We start from the raw sequence: 15,811 nt of genomic DNA on the forward strand, positions 1-15,811 counted from the left end.
ATATCGGGCGCCGCCCGGTACGGGCGGCGCGGTGAACTCGGGTCAGTGCAGTGCGCTGCCCTTCAGCCAGTCGGTCCAAGAGAGCTGCCAGTAGCCGAAGCCGTTGGTCGGCTCCAGTTCGCGGTCCGTGCCGCTGACCTTGACGATGTCGCCGCGGCGGGACAGGCCGTAGAACCACTTGGCGAACGCGGGCGGGGCGTTCACACATCCGTGGCTGACGTTCTCGCGCCCCTGTGAACCGACCGACCAGGGCGCGGAGTGGACGTACTCGCCACTGGAGGAGATCTGCACGGCCTGGTAGACGGTGAGGCTGTAGTAGTTGGGGTCGCTCTTGTCCGTGACGCCCTCCCAGCCGGACGTCATGGTGACCGGGCTGTGCTTGCCCATGACGGCGTGGACGCCGTTCGTCGTCGTGTACTTGCGCTGGCCGCCCTTGCCCGCGCTGATCGGCGTGGTCTTCACCGTCTTGCCGTCGACCTGGACGGTCATGCGGTGTGACCGGACGTCGACGTCGCTGATGTGGGAGTCGCCGATCGTGAAGGACCGGGCGTAGTCCTTGGTGCCGTAGGTGTCCTTGGCGCCGCGTATGCCGGCCATGTCGGCAGTCAGGCGCACGGTCTGGTGCGGCTGCCAGTACTCCTTGGTGCGGTAGACGACCTCCTGGCGGCCGAACCACCGCCACGCGCCCTCGGCGGGCTTGTCGGAGGTGACGTGGAGCGCGCGCTCGACGTCCGCCTGGTTGTACACGGGGCGGCTGAACTTGACGATGAGCGGCATGCCGACGCCGATCGTCTCGTTCGGCATCGGGGTGATGTCGGCGACGGAGAACGTCTGTTTCGGGGTGAGCGTCTGGAACGCGCTGGTGGCCGTGGTGGTCTTCCCGCCGGCCTTCGCCGTCGCCCGGACGGTGTACCTGGTGGCGGGGGTGAGGGTACGGCTCGACCTCCACTGCCGGTGTGCGGCGTCGAACGCGCCGGTGATGCGCGCTCCCCCGCCCTGGACGGCGACGTCGCCCAGCCGGCCCGTGGAGGCCGTGACGACGATCGGGAGGTCGGGACGGCTGCCGGACGTGCCGTTCGCAGGGGTGATGGAGACCTTCGCGGCCTGCTCGTGGCCGCCGACGAGACCGCATCCCGCGGTCACCAGGACCGCGGCCGCACTCGTCACTACGCCTTTGAGCACCACAGAAACCCTCATATCCTCTGGATTCGCCCGTAATCGTATGGGGCCCGAGTAAAACCGCCTCGTAACCACAGACGTTCGTGGCCGTCGTTTTGTTCGTTCTTTAGCTTCGGGCCCTACGGAGTGGCCGCCGTGACGCCACGTACGCAGCGCTTGAAGCCCCAGAGCGAGATGACCACCGCGGTCGCGCCGAGAAGCGCCACGGCGGGCGTGCGGATCCACAGGTAGGCGGCGATCGAGTGCCGGAACAACAGCCAGACGCTCAGTGCGGTGTTGAGGGTGAAGACCAGCGACCACAGCAGCGACACGCGCAGGAAGAACCGGTGGACGCGCCGGTGGGCGAGGAAGGCGGCGGGCAGGGGCACCAGGTCGTTCGCGACCTTGGCGGCGAGCGGGCGCCGCAGCGGCACCGAGGTGAGGAACGCCATCGCGACGAGCAGCGTGCCCAGCGTCGGCTGGAGGAAGTAGACGACGGCGCTGCCGGTCAGGGCGGCCATCGCGGCGCGCGCGGTCACGCCGAGCGCCGCGAGCAACAGCGTGCCGGGGACCGGGCGGCGGCGCACCAGCCGTACCAGGATGCCGCCGTAGACCCACGCGACCGCGGTGATCAGAGCCCCACCGAGGCCGAGCAGCACGAGCCCGGCGTAGAACACGACCACCGGTGCGATCATGCCTTCGAGGACCCGGGGCAGCGCGTGCAGCGCGAGGTGGGGCAGGCGCGGGATCTCGAACCGGTGGGACGCTTCCATGGGAGGTGGACGGCTTCCTGGATGATCGGCGGAGCGGGGGACCGGAACCACGCTACGCGAAGATCTCCGCGCTAATCCCCGAATCTCCACATGCGACCTCTAAGGGCGGTTACCACGCGTTTTCTCCTCATAGCTGGCGGCTCGCCGGTACGGGAGTGTGCGATTACGCTCCGTCGGCATGACGATCGACCACGAGGGCAGGGTCCGCGCGCTGCTGGACCGCGCCGAGCATCCGGAGACCCCGGAGGCGGAGGCGCAGGCGTGCGCGGCCAAGGCCGCCGAGCTGATGATGCGGCACGCCATCGACGAGGCGGCACTCCGGGCCCGGCGGGGCGAGGGCCCGGAGCCGGTCGTCTACTGGGAACACGTCGTGGGGGGCGGCGACGGCCACGCCCGCGCCCGCGCGGCGGGCCTCACCGCGGTCGTCCGCGCGTACGGCGGCGCGTGCGCGCTGCGCGGCAACGGCGCCTACCGGCAGGACATCGCGCTGCTGGCGGTCGCCACCGAGTCGGCCCGTGACGCCCTGACGCTGCTCCTGCCGTCGCTGACCCTGCAGATGGACGGTGCGGGGACGCGTGCCGCCGACGCGCACATGAGCGCCTATCCGGAGGAGCTGTTCCGCCGCAAGGCCGACCGCACACGCTGGCGCAACGGCTATCTCAAGGCGTTCCTGGTGGGCTACGGCGACCGGGTGGCCGAGCGCGTCGAGGCGGCCCGGGGCCGGCTGCGCGACGATGACACCGGCTCCGGGTCGGCGGCGCTCGTGCTGGCCCGCGACGACGAACGCGTCCGCGCGGAGTTCACGGACCGGTTCCCGGCCCTGGGCCCGGCCCGGCGGCAGCGCGTGCGAAGCGACGGCTTCACGGCCGGCCGCGACGCCGGCCGTTTCGCCGACCTGGGATCCGGCGTCGGCGGCACCCGCCCCGCGCTCGGGCCTCCGAGCTGAAGGGCCGGCGTCGCGCGCGGGGCCGCCGGGGCCGGTGTGATCTGGGACCTTTGGCCCTGCCCGGCCCGGCGGTCAGCAGCGAGTCTCTAGGTAGGAGACGAATTCGTTCCGGAGGAGTCATGAACACCATCGACCGCTGGTCGGTCGACATCTACCTGGATGAGACGGACGGCGAGACGCACGCCGAGGCGCGGCTGGCCACGCGGGAAGCCGACGGCATGCGGGGGCGGGGCAAGGCCCGGTGCAACCCGGCCGACTGGGACGTACCCGAGATCGGCGCCGAGCTCGCCGCCGCGCGTGCCCTGTCCGACCTGGCGCACCGGCTGCTCGACGCGGCGGCGGCCGACATCGAGGCCGTGACCCACGAGCACGTCAATCTCGCCGACCGGTAGGACGGGCACGCCAGGGGCGACCGCGCCGTGGGCGCGATCGGACCGGCCGAGGGACGCCGGCCGGGTCGTCGCCGTGCTCCGGCGACGCCCGATCGGGCCCAGGAGACGTACGGGAGGCAGCCGGCGGGCGGCAGTCGAGCGGCGAGAGGGGCGAACCGTGGGCATAGCGGCGCGGGACATCCAACAGGTACTGGTCGAGCGGGGCGATCCGGACTATGAGAAGGCCCGGGCGAGCATGGCGGCGAACGAGTGCGCGCCCTCGCGCCGCCCCGACGTGATCGTCCAGGCCGCCTGCGCCGAGGAGGTGCGCGAGGCCGTCGCGCTGGCCCGCGCCCACCGCATGAAGGTCACCGTACGGGCCGGCGAGCACGGCTGGGGCGGCGCGCCCCTGCGGGACGGCGGCATGCTGATCGACCTGTCCCGCCTGCGGGGCTGCGGCGTCGAGAACGGCACGGCGACCGTACAGCCCGGGGTGAGCTGCCAGGATCTGACGCGCGCCCTCGCGGACCGCGACCGCGCCTTCCCCGTGGCGCACCGCGGCTCGGTCGCGCTGAGCGGGTTCGTGCTGGCCGGGGGGATCGGGTGGAACTCCCGCGCCTGGGGGCCCGCGTGCGCGAGCGTGGAGGCGATCGAGGCCGTCACCGCGACCGGCGAGATCGTCCACTGCGACGATCACGAGAATTCCGGCCTCCTCTGGGCGGCGCGCGGAGGCGGGCCCGGATTCTTCGCCGCGGTGACCTCGTTCCGTCTCCGGCTGCGGCACCTGCCGCCGGCGATCATGACGACCCGGTACGTCTTCCCGCTCGCCGACGTGGAGGACGTCGCGTACTGGGCCGATGAGATCACGGGGGCCATACCGGCCAACGTGGAGCTCAGCGTGGCCCTCACCACGACCGACGGCGGCTCCCCGCTGCAGGTCGTGGTCGTCACCGCGACGGCCTTCTCGTGCGCGTGGAACGACGCGATCCGGTGCCTGGAACCGCTGCGCGAGTGCCCGTTCGCCGGGCGGGCGCTGATCCGGCAGGTGGACCAGCCGACGCCGTTCGCGGTGCTGTTCACCGGTTCGGCCGCCCTGTGGCCGGGCGGCCGACGTACCGCCGCGGACTCCCTGTGGCTGAACGGCGGTTTCAGCGGCCTGCTGCCCGGCCTCGCCCGGTACGTGGAGAACGCGCCGTCCCCGGAGTCGATCGTGGTGGCGGAGCCGGCCCCCGGCGGTCCGGCCGTGCCGGAGATGGCGTTCGCCCCGCTGGGGCGGATCCGCCTGGGCTGCTACGCGATGTGGACGGACCGGTCGGCCGACGGAGCCAACCTCGCCTGGCTGCGCGAGCTCACCGCCGCCGCCGAGCCACAGGCCACCGGCCGCTGTGTCGCGGAGACGGACCTGGCCGCCGAACCGCAGCGCGCCCGGCGCTCCTTCACCGCCGCGGCCTGGGAACGCTTCCAGGCCCTGCGGGCGCGCTACGACCCGGACGGCGTCTTCGAGACTTACCCACAGCCCTGAATCAGCATGGACACGGGTTCCGCCGGAGGCCAAAGTTGGAGCTCTGCGAATCTGCACCCCTCGGGCGGCGACGCCCCGGGGCAACCTCGGAGGAGACCCGTTGGCGGAGGAGATCCACTTCCTGAGCGCGCGTGAGCTGGCCCGCCGCGTCCGCGACCGCGAGCTGTCCGCGCGTGAGGTGACCGAGGCGCACCTCACGCGGATCGAGGCGGTCAACCCCCGGATCAACGCGATCGTTACCCTCACCGCCGACCGCGCCCTCCGGGAGGCCGACGAGGCCGACGCGCTCCTCGCGAGCGGCACGGAGCCGCCGCCCCTGCTCGGCCTTCCGGTCGCGCACAAGGACACGCACGAGACCGCCGGCGTCCTCACGACGTCCGGGTCTCCGCTGCTGGCCGACAACGTCCCAGAGCTCGACGAGCTCGTCATCGAGCGCATGCGCGCGGCCGGCACGGTCATGCTCGGCAAGACCAACGTCCCGGAGTTCGCCGCCGGGTCGCACACCTTCAACCCCCTGTTCGGGACGACCCGCAACCCCTATGACCTCTCACGGTCGGCGGGCGGCAGCAGCGGAGGGGCGGCGGCCGCGCTCGCCGCCGGGCTGCACCCGCTGGCCGACGGCAGCGACATGGGCGGTTCGCTGCGCAACCCGGCCTCGTTCTGCAACGTCGTCGGGCTGCGCCCGTCGCCCGGCCGGGTGCCGAGCTGGCCGGACGCCGCCGCCTGGGCGACGATGGGCGTCCAGGGGCCGATGGCGCGCGACGTCGCCGACGTGGCCCTGCTGCTGTCCGTGCTCGCCGGCCCCGACCCTCGCTCCCCGATCGCGCTGGAGACCCCGGGATCGGCGTTCGCGGTGCCACTCGAACGTGACCTGACCGGCCTCCGGGTGGCGTGGGCCCCCCGCCTCGACGGCTCGATGCCGTTCGCCCCCGAGGTGATCTCCGCGCTGGAGGGCACCGCCAAGGTCTTCACCGAGCTGGGCTGCGTCGTCGAGGAGGCGTGCCCCGACCTGAGCGGGGCCGACGAGGTCTTCCGTGTACTGCGGGCGTGGAAGTTCGAGCTCGCGCTCGGCACGGTGATGGACCGCCACCGCGACCAGCTGAAGCCGTCGGTCGTCGCCAACATCGAGGAGGGCCGCCGCCTGACCGGCCCCGAGGTCGGCCGCGCGGAGGTCCTGCACACACGGCTGTACCACAACGTGCGCCGCTTCTTCGAGAGCTACGACGTGCTGCTCGCGCCCGTCAGCCAGGTCCCTCCCTTCGACGCCGACCTGGAGTACCCAACGGAGATCGCCGGCGAGCCGATGACGTCGTACGTCGACTGGATGCGCTCGGCCTACCTCATCTCCGCGACGGGCTGCCCGGCCCTGTCGGTCCCGGGCGGCTTCACCGACGACGGCCTCCCGATCGGCCTCCAGGTAATCGGCCCCCACCGCGCCGACCTGCTCGTCCTCCAAGCCGGCCGCGCCTTCGAACAGGCCACCCACCACGGCGAACGCCGCCCAGCCCTCTGAGTCACAGCGCCGCCTCAGCGGGCTGCCGCCCGCCCCCGGACCCCAAGCCCCCGAACCGGCGCCCCACCACGCCACCTCACCGTCCGACCTCGCCGTCCCCTACCGCCCAAGCTCACGCCTCAAGCTCACCGTCCCCTGCCGACCACCCCTTCCGACAGACCTCGGCCGACCACGCCTTGCGACGGATCCCAGCCGTGGCCACCTCCGCCTGCCCCTCTGAGAGGGCTGCGCTTCCTTAGCCGCAGTCCTGTACCTCGCGAATCGCAACGGTGGCTTGCAGGCCAGCTCCTTTACGTTGTAGATCACCCAGTGGAAGCACCGGCTTCACCGCCGAGCCGTCCCCTACGCGAGACGACGAGCCTCCAACCGCGGCCCCATCGCATCGACCTCACCGTCCGCCAGGCGACCGCGTCTCCGAACGACCTACCGCCCATGGACACCATCCGTTGAGACCGCCCCGCGGCCCGACCGACCGGCCCGCGCTCAACGGGCCTCTCACTGACGCACCCATCGCTGACGCACCCTCACTGCCAGGGCTCTCACTGACGCCCTCTCACTGACGCCCTCACGGACGCCCTCTCACGGACGGCGTCTCACTGACGGCCTCGCTGACGGGGTCCTCAATGACGGGCCGCCGCTGCCGGCATGCCACACGACGAACCCCCGCCGGCCACCCCCACCGCGCCGACCTCGCCGTCCCCAAGCCGACCGCTTCTTCCAACAACCCACCGGCCACGGCCACCGCCGTCACCACGCGAGAAGGCCCCTGCGGTCCTCGCCGCCAGACCTCAGCCTCGCCGGATCACATACGACGATCTTGAGCGCCGTCGTTGTACGTCGCTTTCGCCCTTCCGCCATCGCCATTCCCGTCCCTCATCGGCGACCGGGCCTTCCGCTCCGAGCCAATCAGCCACGAACCGGATCAGCAGCAATTCCATGGCCGACCGGCCAGGCACAGGGTTACGCATAAGCAAAGAATCGCGACTACCCAGACATATCACCGCCGAGTAACGGTCTCGCCTCGAGATGTAGTACAACTACTGCGGTAGTAGATCGCGGAGGGGTACGTAGCCGTCACCGTCGGTGCACGCCGGTGACCGTCTTCGCCTGCTCACGGCATCGCGGCCGACCGGCAGCGAGATCGCCGTACGCCGAAGCGACACCGAAACCCGAAAAAGCCGTCTGGAGATTCAGTGACACGATCGGAACTTCTCACCGAGGCCGACATCGCCGGCGCCGGTAAGTACGTGATGAAGAAACTCCCCGAGGTCACCCTGGCCTTCTGGGTGATGAAAATCGCGGCGACCACGCTCGGCGAGACGGCAGGCGACCTGTTCTCCCAGACCCTCAAGCTCGGCTACTTCGTCACGACCATCGCGCTCTTCCTCATCTTCGTCGCCACGCTTGTGATCCAGCTCGCGTCCAAGCGGTACAACCCGTTCTTCTACTGGACGGTCATCCTGTCCACGAGCATGGCCGGAACGACGATGTCGGACTTCATGAACCGCGAAGCGAGCGCCGAATACCTCCCCAAAGGGGACAAGTCGCTGGGCTGGGGACCACAGGGCCTCGGCCTGGGCTACCCCGCCGGCGCCGCGATTCTGGTCTCGGTGCTGATCGTCATCTTCGTCATCTGGAAGTTCACCGGTCTGACGTTCCAGATCCGCGACATCGACACGTTCCGGGGCGAAGGACTGTTCTGGGCGGCGATCCTGGTGTCCAACACACTGGGCACGTCCATGGGCGACTTTCTGTCCGACAGTTCGGGGCTCGGCTACGGCGGCGGCGCCCTGCTGATCACCGGGCTGCTCGCGGGGCTCCTCGCGCTCAAGTACGTGCCCGCCGTACCGAACGTCCTGCTGTTCTGGCTCGCCTTCGTCCTGACCCGCCCGTTCGGCGCCACTGCGGGTGATCTGCTCACCAAGCCGGCCGCGAAAGGCGGGCTGGACCTCGGGACCGCCGGTTCATCCGCCGTTCTCCTCGCCGTTCTGTTCGGTCTGATGGCCTGGGCACACCTCCAGGAACGGCGCACCGGGCTCCAGCCGGCCTGACGGCACGCGGTCTCGGAGACCGGCGCGGCCCTGTCCATCCCGCGATGTACGTGTACATCGGCCGGTGTAGCTCCGCCACCTGCCGGAATCGTCCGGGCGGGCGACGAATGCGCCCACGGCGACGCCTAGCGTTCTCCCTGAGTACGCCCCTGAACCTTCCAAGGAACCGATGATGATCGAGGCCAAGGGCCTGACCAAGCGCTACGGCGACAAGACAGCGGTGAACGACCTGTCGTTCACCGTCAAACCCGGGGTCGTCACCGGGTTCCTGGGCCCGAACGGGGCCGGCAAGTCCACGACGATGCGTATGATCCTCGGCCTGGACCGGCCGACCTCCGGCTCGGTGACCGTCAACGGCCGGCCGCACGCCGACCACGCGGCGCCCCTGCACGAGGTCGGCGCCCTGCTGGAGGCCAAGGCCATCCACACGGGCCGGACCGCCTACAACCACCTGCTCGCGCTCGCCGCGACCACCGGCATCCCCCGTGGCCGGGTCGATGAGGTCATCGATCTGGTCGGTCTCCGCGACGTCGCCCGCAGGCGCGCCGGCGGCTTCTCTCTCGGCATGGGCCAGCGTCTCGGGATCGCGTCGGCGCTGCTGGGCGATCCCAGGACGCTGATCCTCGACGAGCCGGTCAACGGCCTGGATCCGGAGGGCATCCTGTGGATCCGTAACCTGCTCAAGGATCTGGCCGCCGAGGGACGCGCCGTGTTCGTCTCCTCGCATCTGATGAGCGAGATGGCCCTGACCGCCGAGCACCTCATCGTCATCGGCCGGGGGAAGTTGATCGCCGACACCTCCGTCACCGAGTTCATCGAGCGCGCCTCCGCCGGCCGGGTCAAGGTCCGCTCTCCCCAGGCGGCGCGGCTGCGTGACCTGCTGGCGGGCCCCGACGTCACGGTGGCGGACATCGCGGAGGGCACCCTGCTCGTCAGCGGGCTGACCAGCGACCAGATCGGCACGATCGCCGGAGACAACGGCGTGACGCTGTTCGAGCTGGCGCCGCAGCAGGCCTCGCTGGAAGAGGCGTTCATGGAGCTGACCGGCGAGTCCGTCGAATACCGGGCCCCCGCCCGTACCGCAGAAAGGTCCGCGGCATGACCACCGCCACCACTCCCCTTCGGACCGGCAGGGTCACCCAGCTGCGCGTCCTGAACTCCGAGTGGATCAAGCTCAGGACCTTGCGCTCCACCTTCTGGTCGCTGTTCGCCGCGATCGTCGCGACCGTGGGCCTCGGCATGCTCTTCAGCTGGGGGTTCGCCAGCCGGCTCGGCGACCACCGCCACCCCATCGAGCACGCCGCGACCATCGCGGTGACCGTGCCGCTACGGCCGTACGTCATCGCCCAGCTCGCCGTCGGGGTGCTCGGCGTCATGGTCATCACCGGCGAGTACTCCACCGGGATGATCCGCGCCACCCTGTCCGCGGTCCCCGGCCGGCTCCCCGTGCTGTGGGCCAAGGCCGCGGTGTTCAGCGTGGTCGTCCTGGTCCTGATGGAGATCGTGTCGTTCGTGACCTTCCTCGGCGGTCAGGCGATCCTGTCCACCCACCACGTCCAGGCCACGCTCTCCTCGCCGCAGGCACTCCGGATCGTCGCCGGGGTCGGGCTCTATCTCACGGTCGTCGGGCTGCTGGGCACCGCGCTCGGCGCCATCATCCGCAGTACCGCCGGGGCCATCGCCGCGCTGTTCGGCATCCTGCTGGTGCTCCCGGTCCTCGGTGAGGTGCTCAACCTCACGTCCTGGGGCAAGCACGTCTCGCCGTACCTGCCGAGCAACGCCGGTGGCGACCTGCTCACCAACACCCCCGACCCGGGATCGCTCGGCCCGTGGACGGGGTTCGGGGTCTTCGTTCTCTACACCGCCATCGCGATGGCGGTGGCCGCGTACCTGCTCAAGCGCAGGGACGCCTGACGATCGATGATCGCTTCTTCGCCCGAGGCCGGCCCCGGCGCACTCGTCGTGCGCTGGGGCCTTCGCCTGCGTGCGCTCGCCGGACGGCATCCCGCCGCCGTCGACAGCGCGTTCGCGCTCGTCGTGCTTCTGTTCGGGGTACCTCACCTGTTCCGGGAGCCGCCGAAGCAGCCTCTTCTCGGCTGGGCGCTGCAGATCTCGCTGCTCGTGCCGCTGATCTGGCGGCGACGTACGCCGTTCACGGCCTTCAGCGTGGTCGCGGCGCTGGCGTTCGCCCAGTGGCTCGGCGGAGTACTCCTGTCGACCGGAGACGTCGCCGTGCTCATCGCGCTGTACTCGGTCGCGGCCCACTCGACGCTGCGGCGGCTGCTCGTAGCGGCGGGCATCGTGGAACTCGGCGTCGCGCTGGCCACCGTTCAGTGGGCCCCGCCGGGCCACCTGCAGAAGGTCTTCGTCCTGTTGTCCGGGATGACCACGGCCGCCGCCGTCATCGGGCTGAACATGCGCACCCGCCGCGCCTACCTGGCGTCAGTGGAAGACCGCGCCGCCCGCCTCGAGAAGGAGCGCGACCAGCAGGCGCAGATCGTCGCCGCCGAGGAACGCGCGCGCATCGCCCGCGACGTCCACGACATCGTCACCCACAGCCTGTCGGTCATGGTCGCCCTCACCGACGGCGCCGCGTACGCCCTCCCGGTCGCACCGGAGCGGGCCGCCGAGGCCGTGTCCAAGTCGTCGGAGATCGGGCGTCAGGCCATCGCGGAGATGCAGCGCGTCCTGGACGTACTCCGCCAGGACGCCCCGCCCTCCGCCGGGCTACGGCGCCCGCAGCCGGGGCTGGGCCAGCTCGACGCGTTGCTCACCGAGGTCCGCGCCGCGGGGCTCCCGGTGGAGTTCGTGGTCACCGGGCAACCGCCCGCCATGGCCTCCGGGGCCGAACTCACCATCTACCGTCTCGTCCAGGAGGCGCTCACCAACGTCCGGAAGCACACCCCGCCGGGCACCGGCGCCCGGGTACGGCTCGAGTACACCGCGGCGCACGTGGAGGTCGAGATCACCGATGACGGGCGGCCGGCCGCCGGCGTTCCGGCGGGGCGGCGCACCGGCCACGGCATCGCCGGGATGCGCGAACGCGTCGCGGTGTACGGCGGCCGGTTGCGTGCCGGTCCGCTGCCCGACGGCGGCTGGCGGGTCCACGCGCGCTTCGAACCGTCCCAGCTGAGGAGCACCCGATGATCAACGTTCTCCTCGTCGACGACCAGCCGTTGCTGCGCATGGGCTTCCGGCTGGTGCTGGAGACCCAGCCCGACATCGCCGTCGTCGGTGAGGCCGGCGACGGCGCCGAGGCCCTCGCGCAGGTCGCCTCGGCCGGCCCCGACGTGGTGCTCATGGACGTACGGATGCCGGGCATGGACGGCCTTGAGGCCACCGAGCGGATCACCCGCGACCACGCCGGCTCGCGCGTCCTCATCCTCACGACGTTCGACCTCGACGAGTACGCGTTCGCCGCCCTCCACGCCGGCGCCGCCGGATTCCTGCTCAAGAACGTCCAGCCCGCCGAACTGATCGCGGGCATCCGTACGGTCGCCGCCGGCGACGGCGTCGTCGCGCCCCGGCTCACCCGCGTGCTCATCGAGACGTTCACCCGCCGGAACCCCGCACGGCCCGGCCCGGCCGACGACCCGCGCCTCGGCCGGCTCACCGACCGGGAACGCGAAGTGCTGATCGAGATGGCCAAGGGACTCTCCAACGCCGAGATCGCCACCGAACTCGGGCTGTCGGAGGCGACCGTGAAGACACACGTCAGCCGCATCCTGCCCAAACTCGGCCTCCGCGACCGTGTCCAGGCCGTCGTACTGGCTTATCAGACCGGCCTACTGCGACCGCCGTAGACCAGGGACCTGCCCCGATCCGAGTGATCCGCTTACGTCCGCATTACTATCGAAAGCGTACTACTGCAGTAGTAGGCATTCGTGTCCGTCGCGGTAGTGAATGAGGGTCGCATGTCCATGGTTAACGGCGAGGAAGCGGCGACGCCTTCTCCGGCGGGCCGCGGTTCTGCGCGCGAGGACCTCGGTCGCGGTGTTGTCAGTCCGCCGGCCGGACCGAGTACGCACTCCCGGCGTCTGGTGCTCGCTCTGGGCGTTGTCGCCGTCGGCTACGGACTCGTCCAGCTCCTCGTGACCAGCCGCGTGCCGCTCGGCTGGGACGAGACGGTCTATGTCAGCCAGGTCGCGCGCGGGGTGCCGGCCGCGGTCTTCTCCGCCCCGCGGGCCCGCGGGACCGTGCTGCTCGTCGCACCGGTTTCACTGATCACCGACTCGGTGATCGCGGTCCGGGTGTATCTGAGCCTGGTGTCGGCGGCCTGCCTCGCCGCCGCCTTCTGGCCCTGGCTGAGACTCCGCCGCAGCCTCATCGTGCCGCTGGCCGCGGCACTGTTCGCGGTCCAGTGGCTGACCATCTTCTACGGCAACGAGGCCATGCCCAACCCCTACGTCGCCTTCGGCGCCGTGGCCTCCGTGGGGTGGTTCCTCCGCGCCGTCGCCGAACCCCGGGCGTGGACGCCGCGGGTGGGGTTGATCGCCGCGTTGGCCGTCACCGCGTTGATGCGGCCCTTCGACGCCGTCTGGATCGCCCTGCCGCTGCTGGCCGCCGGCGCGGTCAAACGGCGCCGGGGACCGTCGCTGTCGGCGCTGTGCGGTCTGGCCATCGGATGGGCCGAGTGGATCGTCGAGGCGTACGTCTCGTACGGCGGACCGCTCGCGCGGCTGCACGGCGCCGGGGCCGAGAACGAGACCGGCCTGCACTTCAGCCTCGTCGCCCACCTGCGCGCACTCGACGGGCCGCTGCTGTGCCGCCCACCCGTCGACTGCGGCGCCGTCCCGCGCCTGGACGTTCTGTGGTTCGCCGCGATCCCCGTTCTGGCGATGGCGGGTCTGGCCGTCCTGCGCCACCAGCGATCCCCGTACCTGCCCGCCGCCGCGCTCGCGACGACCACCGCCGCCACCATCGCGGCCTCCTACCTGCTGATCGTCGGCTACGCCGCGCCCCGCTTCCTCCTCCCCGCGTACGCGCTGGCCGCGCTGCCGGTCGCCGAAGGCATCACCGGACTGTGCCGGCTGCCTCCCCGCCGGCTACGCGTCCCAGCCGTCGTCGTCGCCGTCGTGAGCATCGCGGCCTACGCCGGTCTGCAGGCCCGTACCCTGGCGCGCCTGGTGCCGTACGAGGTGCGCGTTCGATCCGCCGACCGTCAGGTCGCCGACCGGGTCGAACGGCTCGGCGTCACCGCACCGTGCCTGTTGTACGGGCACGATGCCGTCCAGATCGCCTACTACGCGCGTTGTTCGTCACGCGGCATCTGGTCCGACTGGGGCGGTGCCCAAACCCCCACCGCCATCACGGCCGCGCTCGCGGCCGGCCGGCACGTCGCCGTCATCAGCCGGACGAAGAAGGCGCCGGCGCCGTTCCTGACCACCTGGCAGCGCCGCAAACTCACCGGCGTCACCGGCACCGGCCACTGGTACGCCTTCCTTCCGCCGGCCGCCTCCGCCCACCCGCCCGCGCGATGACCGAACCGCTGAACCGCCGCCACGGCCGCGCGTGGTCGCGCACGGTCAGAAGTTCAGGTAACGCTCCAGCCGTATGGGCTCGGTGCTGCCCTTCACATAAACGTCGGCCGTCAGGTTGAACATCCCCCAGGCCGCCGTGGTGAGCTCGAAGCCGGTCGAGCGATTCGTGACGACGCGGTCGGGGTCTCGGAAAGTCGGGTGCAAATGGTAGACGACCTTGGTGACACGGTCGAGATCGGAGTCGCTGTCGCCCTCAAGGGCGATGCGGAGCCGGAAGTATCTGTAGCCGTTGCGGTCGAGTGCACTGTCGCGGTGCGCGCTGTGGACCAGATGGACTCTGGGAGCGGCATCGGTTGAGGGCTCGGTGAGTTCGGCCAGTGGCGGCGGCACTTCAAGAACGGGCTGCGCGCCCGGCTGGGGCTCGACCCCGGCCGCGGTCTGCGGGGACGAGGGTCCGAGCTTTATCCCTGATGCCCCCGCCTCGAAGGAGTCGCCGCGCTCGACTCGGCTGTTGATCGCTTCGATGAGTCGCCCCAAGCCGGCGCGGAACTTGAATGCGAAGGTCAGCACCACGACCGGCCAGATCAGAGCCTGCAGAAAAGGTATCCAGTCCTTCATTCTTCTCCCAGGTACTCCGCCAGGTCGGTGCCGACCGCCGACGCATTCTTTCACCGGGCCTGTACGAGTCACAACACAATCCGCGCTGACCGATAGTCCAAGCCATGTGGGGCCTGGGCGTGCGGATTCCCGCTGGTCACCGAGCGCGTGAGTGCCGACACAGACGCTGATTCTCTCTGCGAGTCGCCGGGGCGGCTCACGTCACGGAGCCATTCGATCTCGGCTCGGACATCAGGCCGGCCATAGAGCCGGGAGCGTGAGATGCCGCTATGCCCAGCGAACGCACCTGATTGACATCCGCGAAAACCTCATTGCCCGCATCGAGCTTGCCTGTTCCATTCCCATCGAACTCGAGGCCGCGCACCGCGCAACGAAGCGTCGTTCAGGGCTCTGGAACGCAACAAGGCGATGCGCAGGCGGTGGCAAGGATTCCATCGACACCGGTCAGGCCGCTCTCACGCCAAGCGGCCGGGTCGCGGCGCACCGTACGACCGCATTCCCGGCCTGAAGGAACCCCGCCCCGAGGGAGCATCTGCGACCCGTGCGGGCGCGCGTCATCGGGCCGGGCGGCGGCACGTCGCCGGAGCCGAAGTGGCGCCCGCATGGCCAGAACCGACCGCCGCAAGCATCGTCGACGGCCTCAGTCGACGTCGGGCGGAGCGGTCTCGGCGACATCCTCTTCTTCGAGGTCGGCCATGACTCCGCGCTGGTCGGTACGGCTCCAGGCATGGACGCTCTCGGCGACGAAAAGGACGCCGAGGTAGAACGTGAGCACCGCGTAAGCCGGCCACGCGATGTGCGCGATGGCGGCGATGCCCGCGATGAGCATCCGGCCGTCCCAGCCCAGTCCGGCGTCGAAGACCCAGGCGGCCGGCCACAGCCGTTGCCTGGTCCGGTAGACGGTGTCGTAGTGATGGAAGGCCAGGACGCCGAGGAGCACGTAGACCAGCGGCTTGGGAACCGCGTGAGAGAAGCCCACGGTGGCGAGGTAGCCGTACTCGATGAGCCGGATGATGATGGGCGCCGCCCAGTCCAGCCGCCCGCCGTGCGGGTGCGCCGAGCCCGGGCCGGCCAGCAGCAGCGCCAGCACGGGGGCGAGTAGCACGAGACTGGTCTGGCCGCCGACACCGGCGACCAGCAGGACGAGCGTGACGACGGCGGCCACGATCAGCGGCGGCAGGGGAGGCAACTGCCCGCGGGCCAGCCGACCCAGGACGCCCGCGATCGGCCCGTCGTCGCGATAGGCCGCCAGCCGGCGCGCGTGGAAGGCGGCCTCGTCGTCGGCGAATGGCGCCGCCCGCGCTGCGAGTGGATTGTTCGGCATGGTCACGTGTGTCTCCGAGTCGTATGGGTCCGGCTGCGGGGCGCGTCCGCCGCGA

Annotated in this window: 14 protein-coding genes; 10 read left to right on the forward strand and 4 right to left on the reverse strand. The window is 70.9% G+C overall.

Annotation, left to right across the window (positions count from 1 at the left end; genetic code table 11):
• Positions 1–42: 42 nt before the first annotated feature.
• Positions 43–1,182, reverse strand: coding sequence for a L,D-transpeptidase (locus QSK37_RS18370; RefSeq protein ID WP_285622461.1), 1,140 nt, complete (start codon positions 1,180–1,182; stop codon positions 43–45).
• Between the two features lie 116 nt (positions 1,183–1,298).
• Positions 1,299–1,931 carry a VC0807 family protein gene (locus QSK37_RS18375; protein ID WP_285622463.1) on the reverse strand — a complete coding sequence of 211 codons (633 nt, stop codon included), beginning with the start codon at positions 1,929–1,931 and terminating at the stop codon, positions 1,299–1,301.
• Between the two features lie 178 nt (positions 1,932–2,109).
• On the opposite strand from QSK37_RS18375, the gene QSK37_RS18380 reads away from it, so the two are divergent.
• The 10 genes from QSK37_RS18380 to QSK37_RS18425 all read left to right on the forward strand — a co-directional run bounded on the left by QSK37_RS18380 (position 2,110) and on the right by QSK37_RS18425 (position 13,814).
• Positions 2,110–2,877 carry a DUF2786 domain-containing protein gene (locus QSK37_RS18380; protein ID WP_285622465.1) on the forward strand — a complete coding sequence of 256 codons (768 nt, stop codon included), beginning with the start codon at positions 2,110–2,112 and terminating at the stop codon, positions 2,875–2,877.
• 119 nt (positions 2,878–2,996) lie between these two features.
• Positions 2,997–3,269 (forward strand): DUF1876 domain-containing protein, encoded by a 273-nt coding sequence (locus QSK37_RS18385; RefSeq protein WP_285622467.1) that lies wholly within the window; start codon positions 2,997–2,999, stop codon positions 3,267–3,269.
• A gap of 157 nt (positions 3,270–3,426) precedes the next feature.
• Positions 3,427–4,770: an FAD-binding oxidoreductase gene (locus QSK37_RS18390; RefSeq protein ID WP_285622469.1), complete on the forward strand. Its 1,344-nt coding sequence runs from the start codon at positions 3,427–3,429 to the stop codon at positions 4,768–4,770.
• Positions 4,771–4,870: 100 nt separating this feature from the next.
• Positions 4,871–6,283: an amidase gene (locus QSK37_RS18395; protein WP_285622471.1), complete on the forward strand. Its 1,413-nt coding sequence runs from the start codon at positions 4,871–4,873 to the stop codon at positions 6,281–6,283.
• A gap of 1,193 nt (positions 6,284–7,476) precedes the next feature.
• Complete coding sequence (locus QSK37_RS18400; protein ID WP_285622474.1) at positions 7,477–8,334, forward strand: COG4705 family protein; 858 nt, start codon at positions 7,477–7,479, stop codon at positions 8,332–8,334.
• Positions 8,335–8,506: 172 nt separating this feature from the next.
• The gene (locus tag QSK37_RS18405) at positions 8,507–9,436 is read left to right on the forward strand and encodes an ABC transporter ATP-binding protein (RefSeq protein ID WP_285622478.1); all 930 of its coding nucleotides are present in this window, start codon (positions 8,507–8,509) and stop codon (positions 9,434–9,436) included.
• Positions 9,433–10,248, forward strand: a complete 816-nt coding sequence (locus tag QSK37_RS18410; RefSeq protein ID WP_285622480.1) for an ABC transporter permease subunit — start codon at positions 9,433–9,435, stop codon at positions 10,246–10,248. Before QSK37_RS18405 ends, QSK37_RS18410 begins: the two co-directional genes overlap by 4 nt.
• A gap of 6 nt (positions 10,249–10,254) precedes the next feature.
• Positions 10,255–11,481: a sensor histidine kinase gene (locus tag QSK37_RS18415; RefSeq protein ID WP_285622482.1), complete on the forward strand. Its 1,227-nt coding sequence runs from the start codon at positions 10,255–10,257 to the stop codon at positions 11,479–11,481.
• Entirely contained in the window at positions 11,478–12,137 is a 660-nt protein-coding gene (locus QSK37_RS18420; RefSeq protein ID WP_285622484.1) for a response regulator, read from the forward strand. The genes QSK37_RS18415 and QSK37_RS18420 overlap by 4 nt, the downstream gene beginning before the upstream one ends.
• Positions 12,138–12,374: 237 nt before the next feature.
• Positions 12,375–13,814, forward strand: coding sequence for a hypothetical protein (locus tag QSK37_RS18425; protein WP_285622486.1), 1,440 nt, complete (start codon positions 12,375–12,377; stop codon positions 13,812–13,814).
• A 45-nt stretch (positions 13,815–13,859) separates the two neighbouring features.
• On the opposite strand, the gene QSK37_RS18430 is transcribed toward QSK37_RS18425, so the two are convergent.
• Together QSK37_RS18430 and QSK37_RS18435 are read right to left on the reverse strand one after the other, a co-directional pair.
• Positions 13,860–14,432, reverse strand: coding sequence for a pYEATS domain-containing protein (locus QSK37_RS18430; RefSeq protein ID WP_285622488.1), 573 nt, complete (start codon positions 14,430–14,432; stop codon positions 13,860–13,862).
• A 640-nt stretch (positions 14,433–15,072) separates the two neighbouring features.
• Positions 15,073–15,756, reverse strand: a complete 684-nt coding sequence (locus QSK37_RS18435) for a DUF5941 domain-containing protein (protein ID WP_285622491.1) — start codon at positions 15,754–15,756, stop codon at positions 15,073–15,075.
• Positions 15,757–15,811: the final 55 nt, after the last annotated feature.

This window comes from Actinoallomurus iriomotensis, assembly GCF_030269445.1.
In the GTDB taxonomy this organism is placed as follows: Bacteria; Actinomycetota; Actinomycetes; order Streptosporangiales; family Streptosporangiaceae; genus Actinoallomurus; species Actinoallomurus iriomotensis.

Coding starts and splice junctions, on each gene's coding strand:
- QSK37_RS18375 (WP_285622463.1), bottom strand. CDS start 1,931: ATGGAAGCGTCCCACCGGTTCGAGATCCCGCGCCTGCCCCACCTCGCG.
- QSK37_RS18380 (WP_285622465.1), top strand. CDS start 2,110: ATGACGATCGACCACGAGGGCAGGGTCCGCGCGCTGCTGGACCGCGCC.
- QSK37_RS18385 (WP_285622467.1), top strand. CDS start 2,997: ATGAACACCATCGACCGCTGGTCGGTCGACATCTACCTGGATGAGACG.
- QSK37_RS18405 (WP_285622478.1), top strand. CDS start 8,507: ATGATCGAGGCCAAGGGCCTGACCAAGCGCTACGGCGACAAGACAGCG.
- QSK37_RS18410 (WP_285622480.1), top strand. CDS start 9,433: ATGACCACCGCCACCACTCCCCTTCGGACCGGCAGGGTCACCCAGCTG.
- QSK37_RS18415 (WP_285622482.1), top strand. CDS start 10,255: ATGATCGCTTCTTCGCCCGAGGCCGGCCCCGGCGCACTCGTCGTGCGC.
- QSK37_RS18420 (WP_285622484.1), top strand. CDS start 11,478: ATGATCAACGTTCTCCTCGTCGACGACCAGCCGTTGCTGCGCATGGGC.
- QSK37_RS18430 (WP_285622488.1), bottom strand. CDS start 14,432: ATGAAGGACTGGATACCTTTTCTGCAGGCTCTGATCTGGCCGGTCGTG.
- QSK37_RS18435 (WP_285622491.1), bottom strand. CDS start 15,756: ATGCCGAACAATCCACTCGCAGCGCGGGCGGCGCCATTCGCCGACGAC.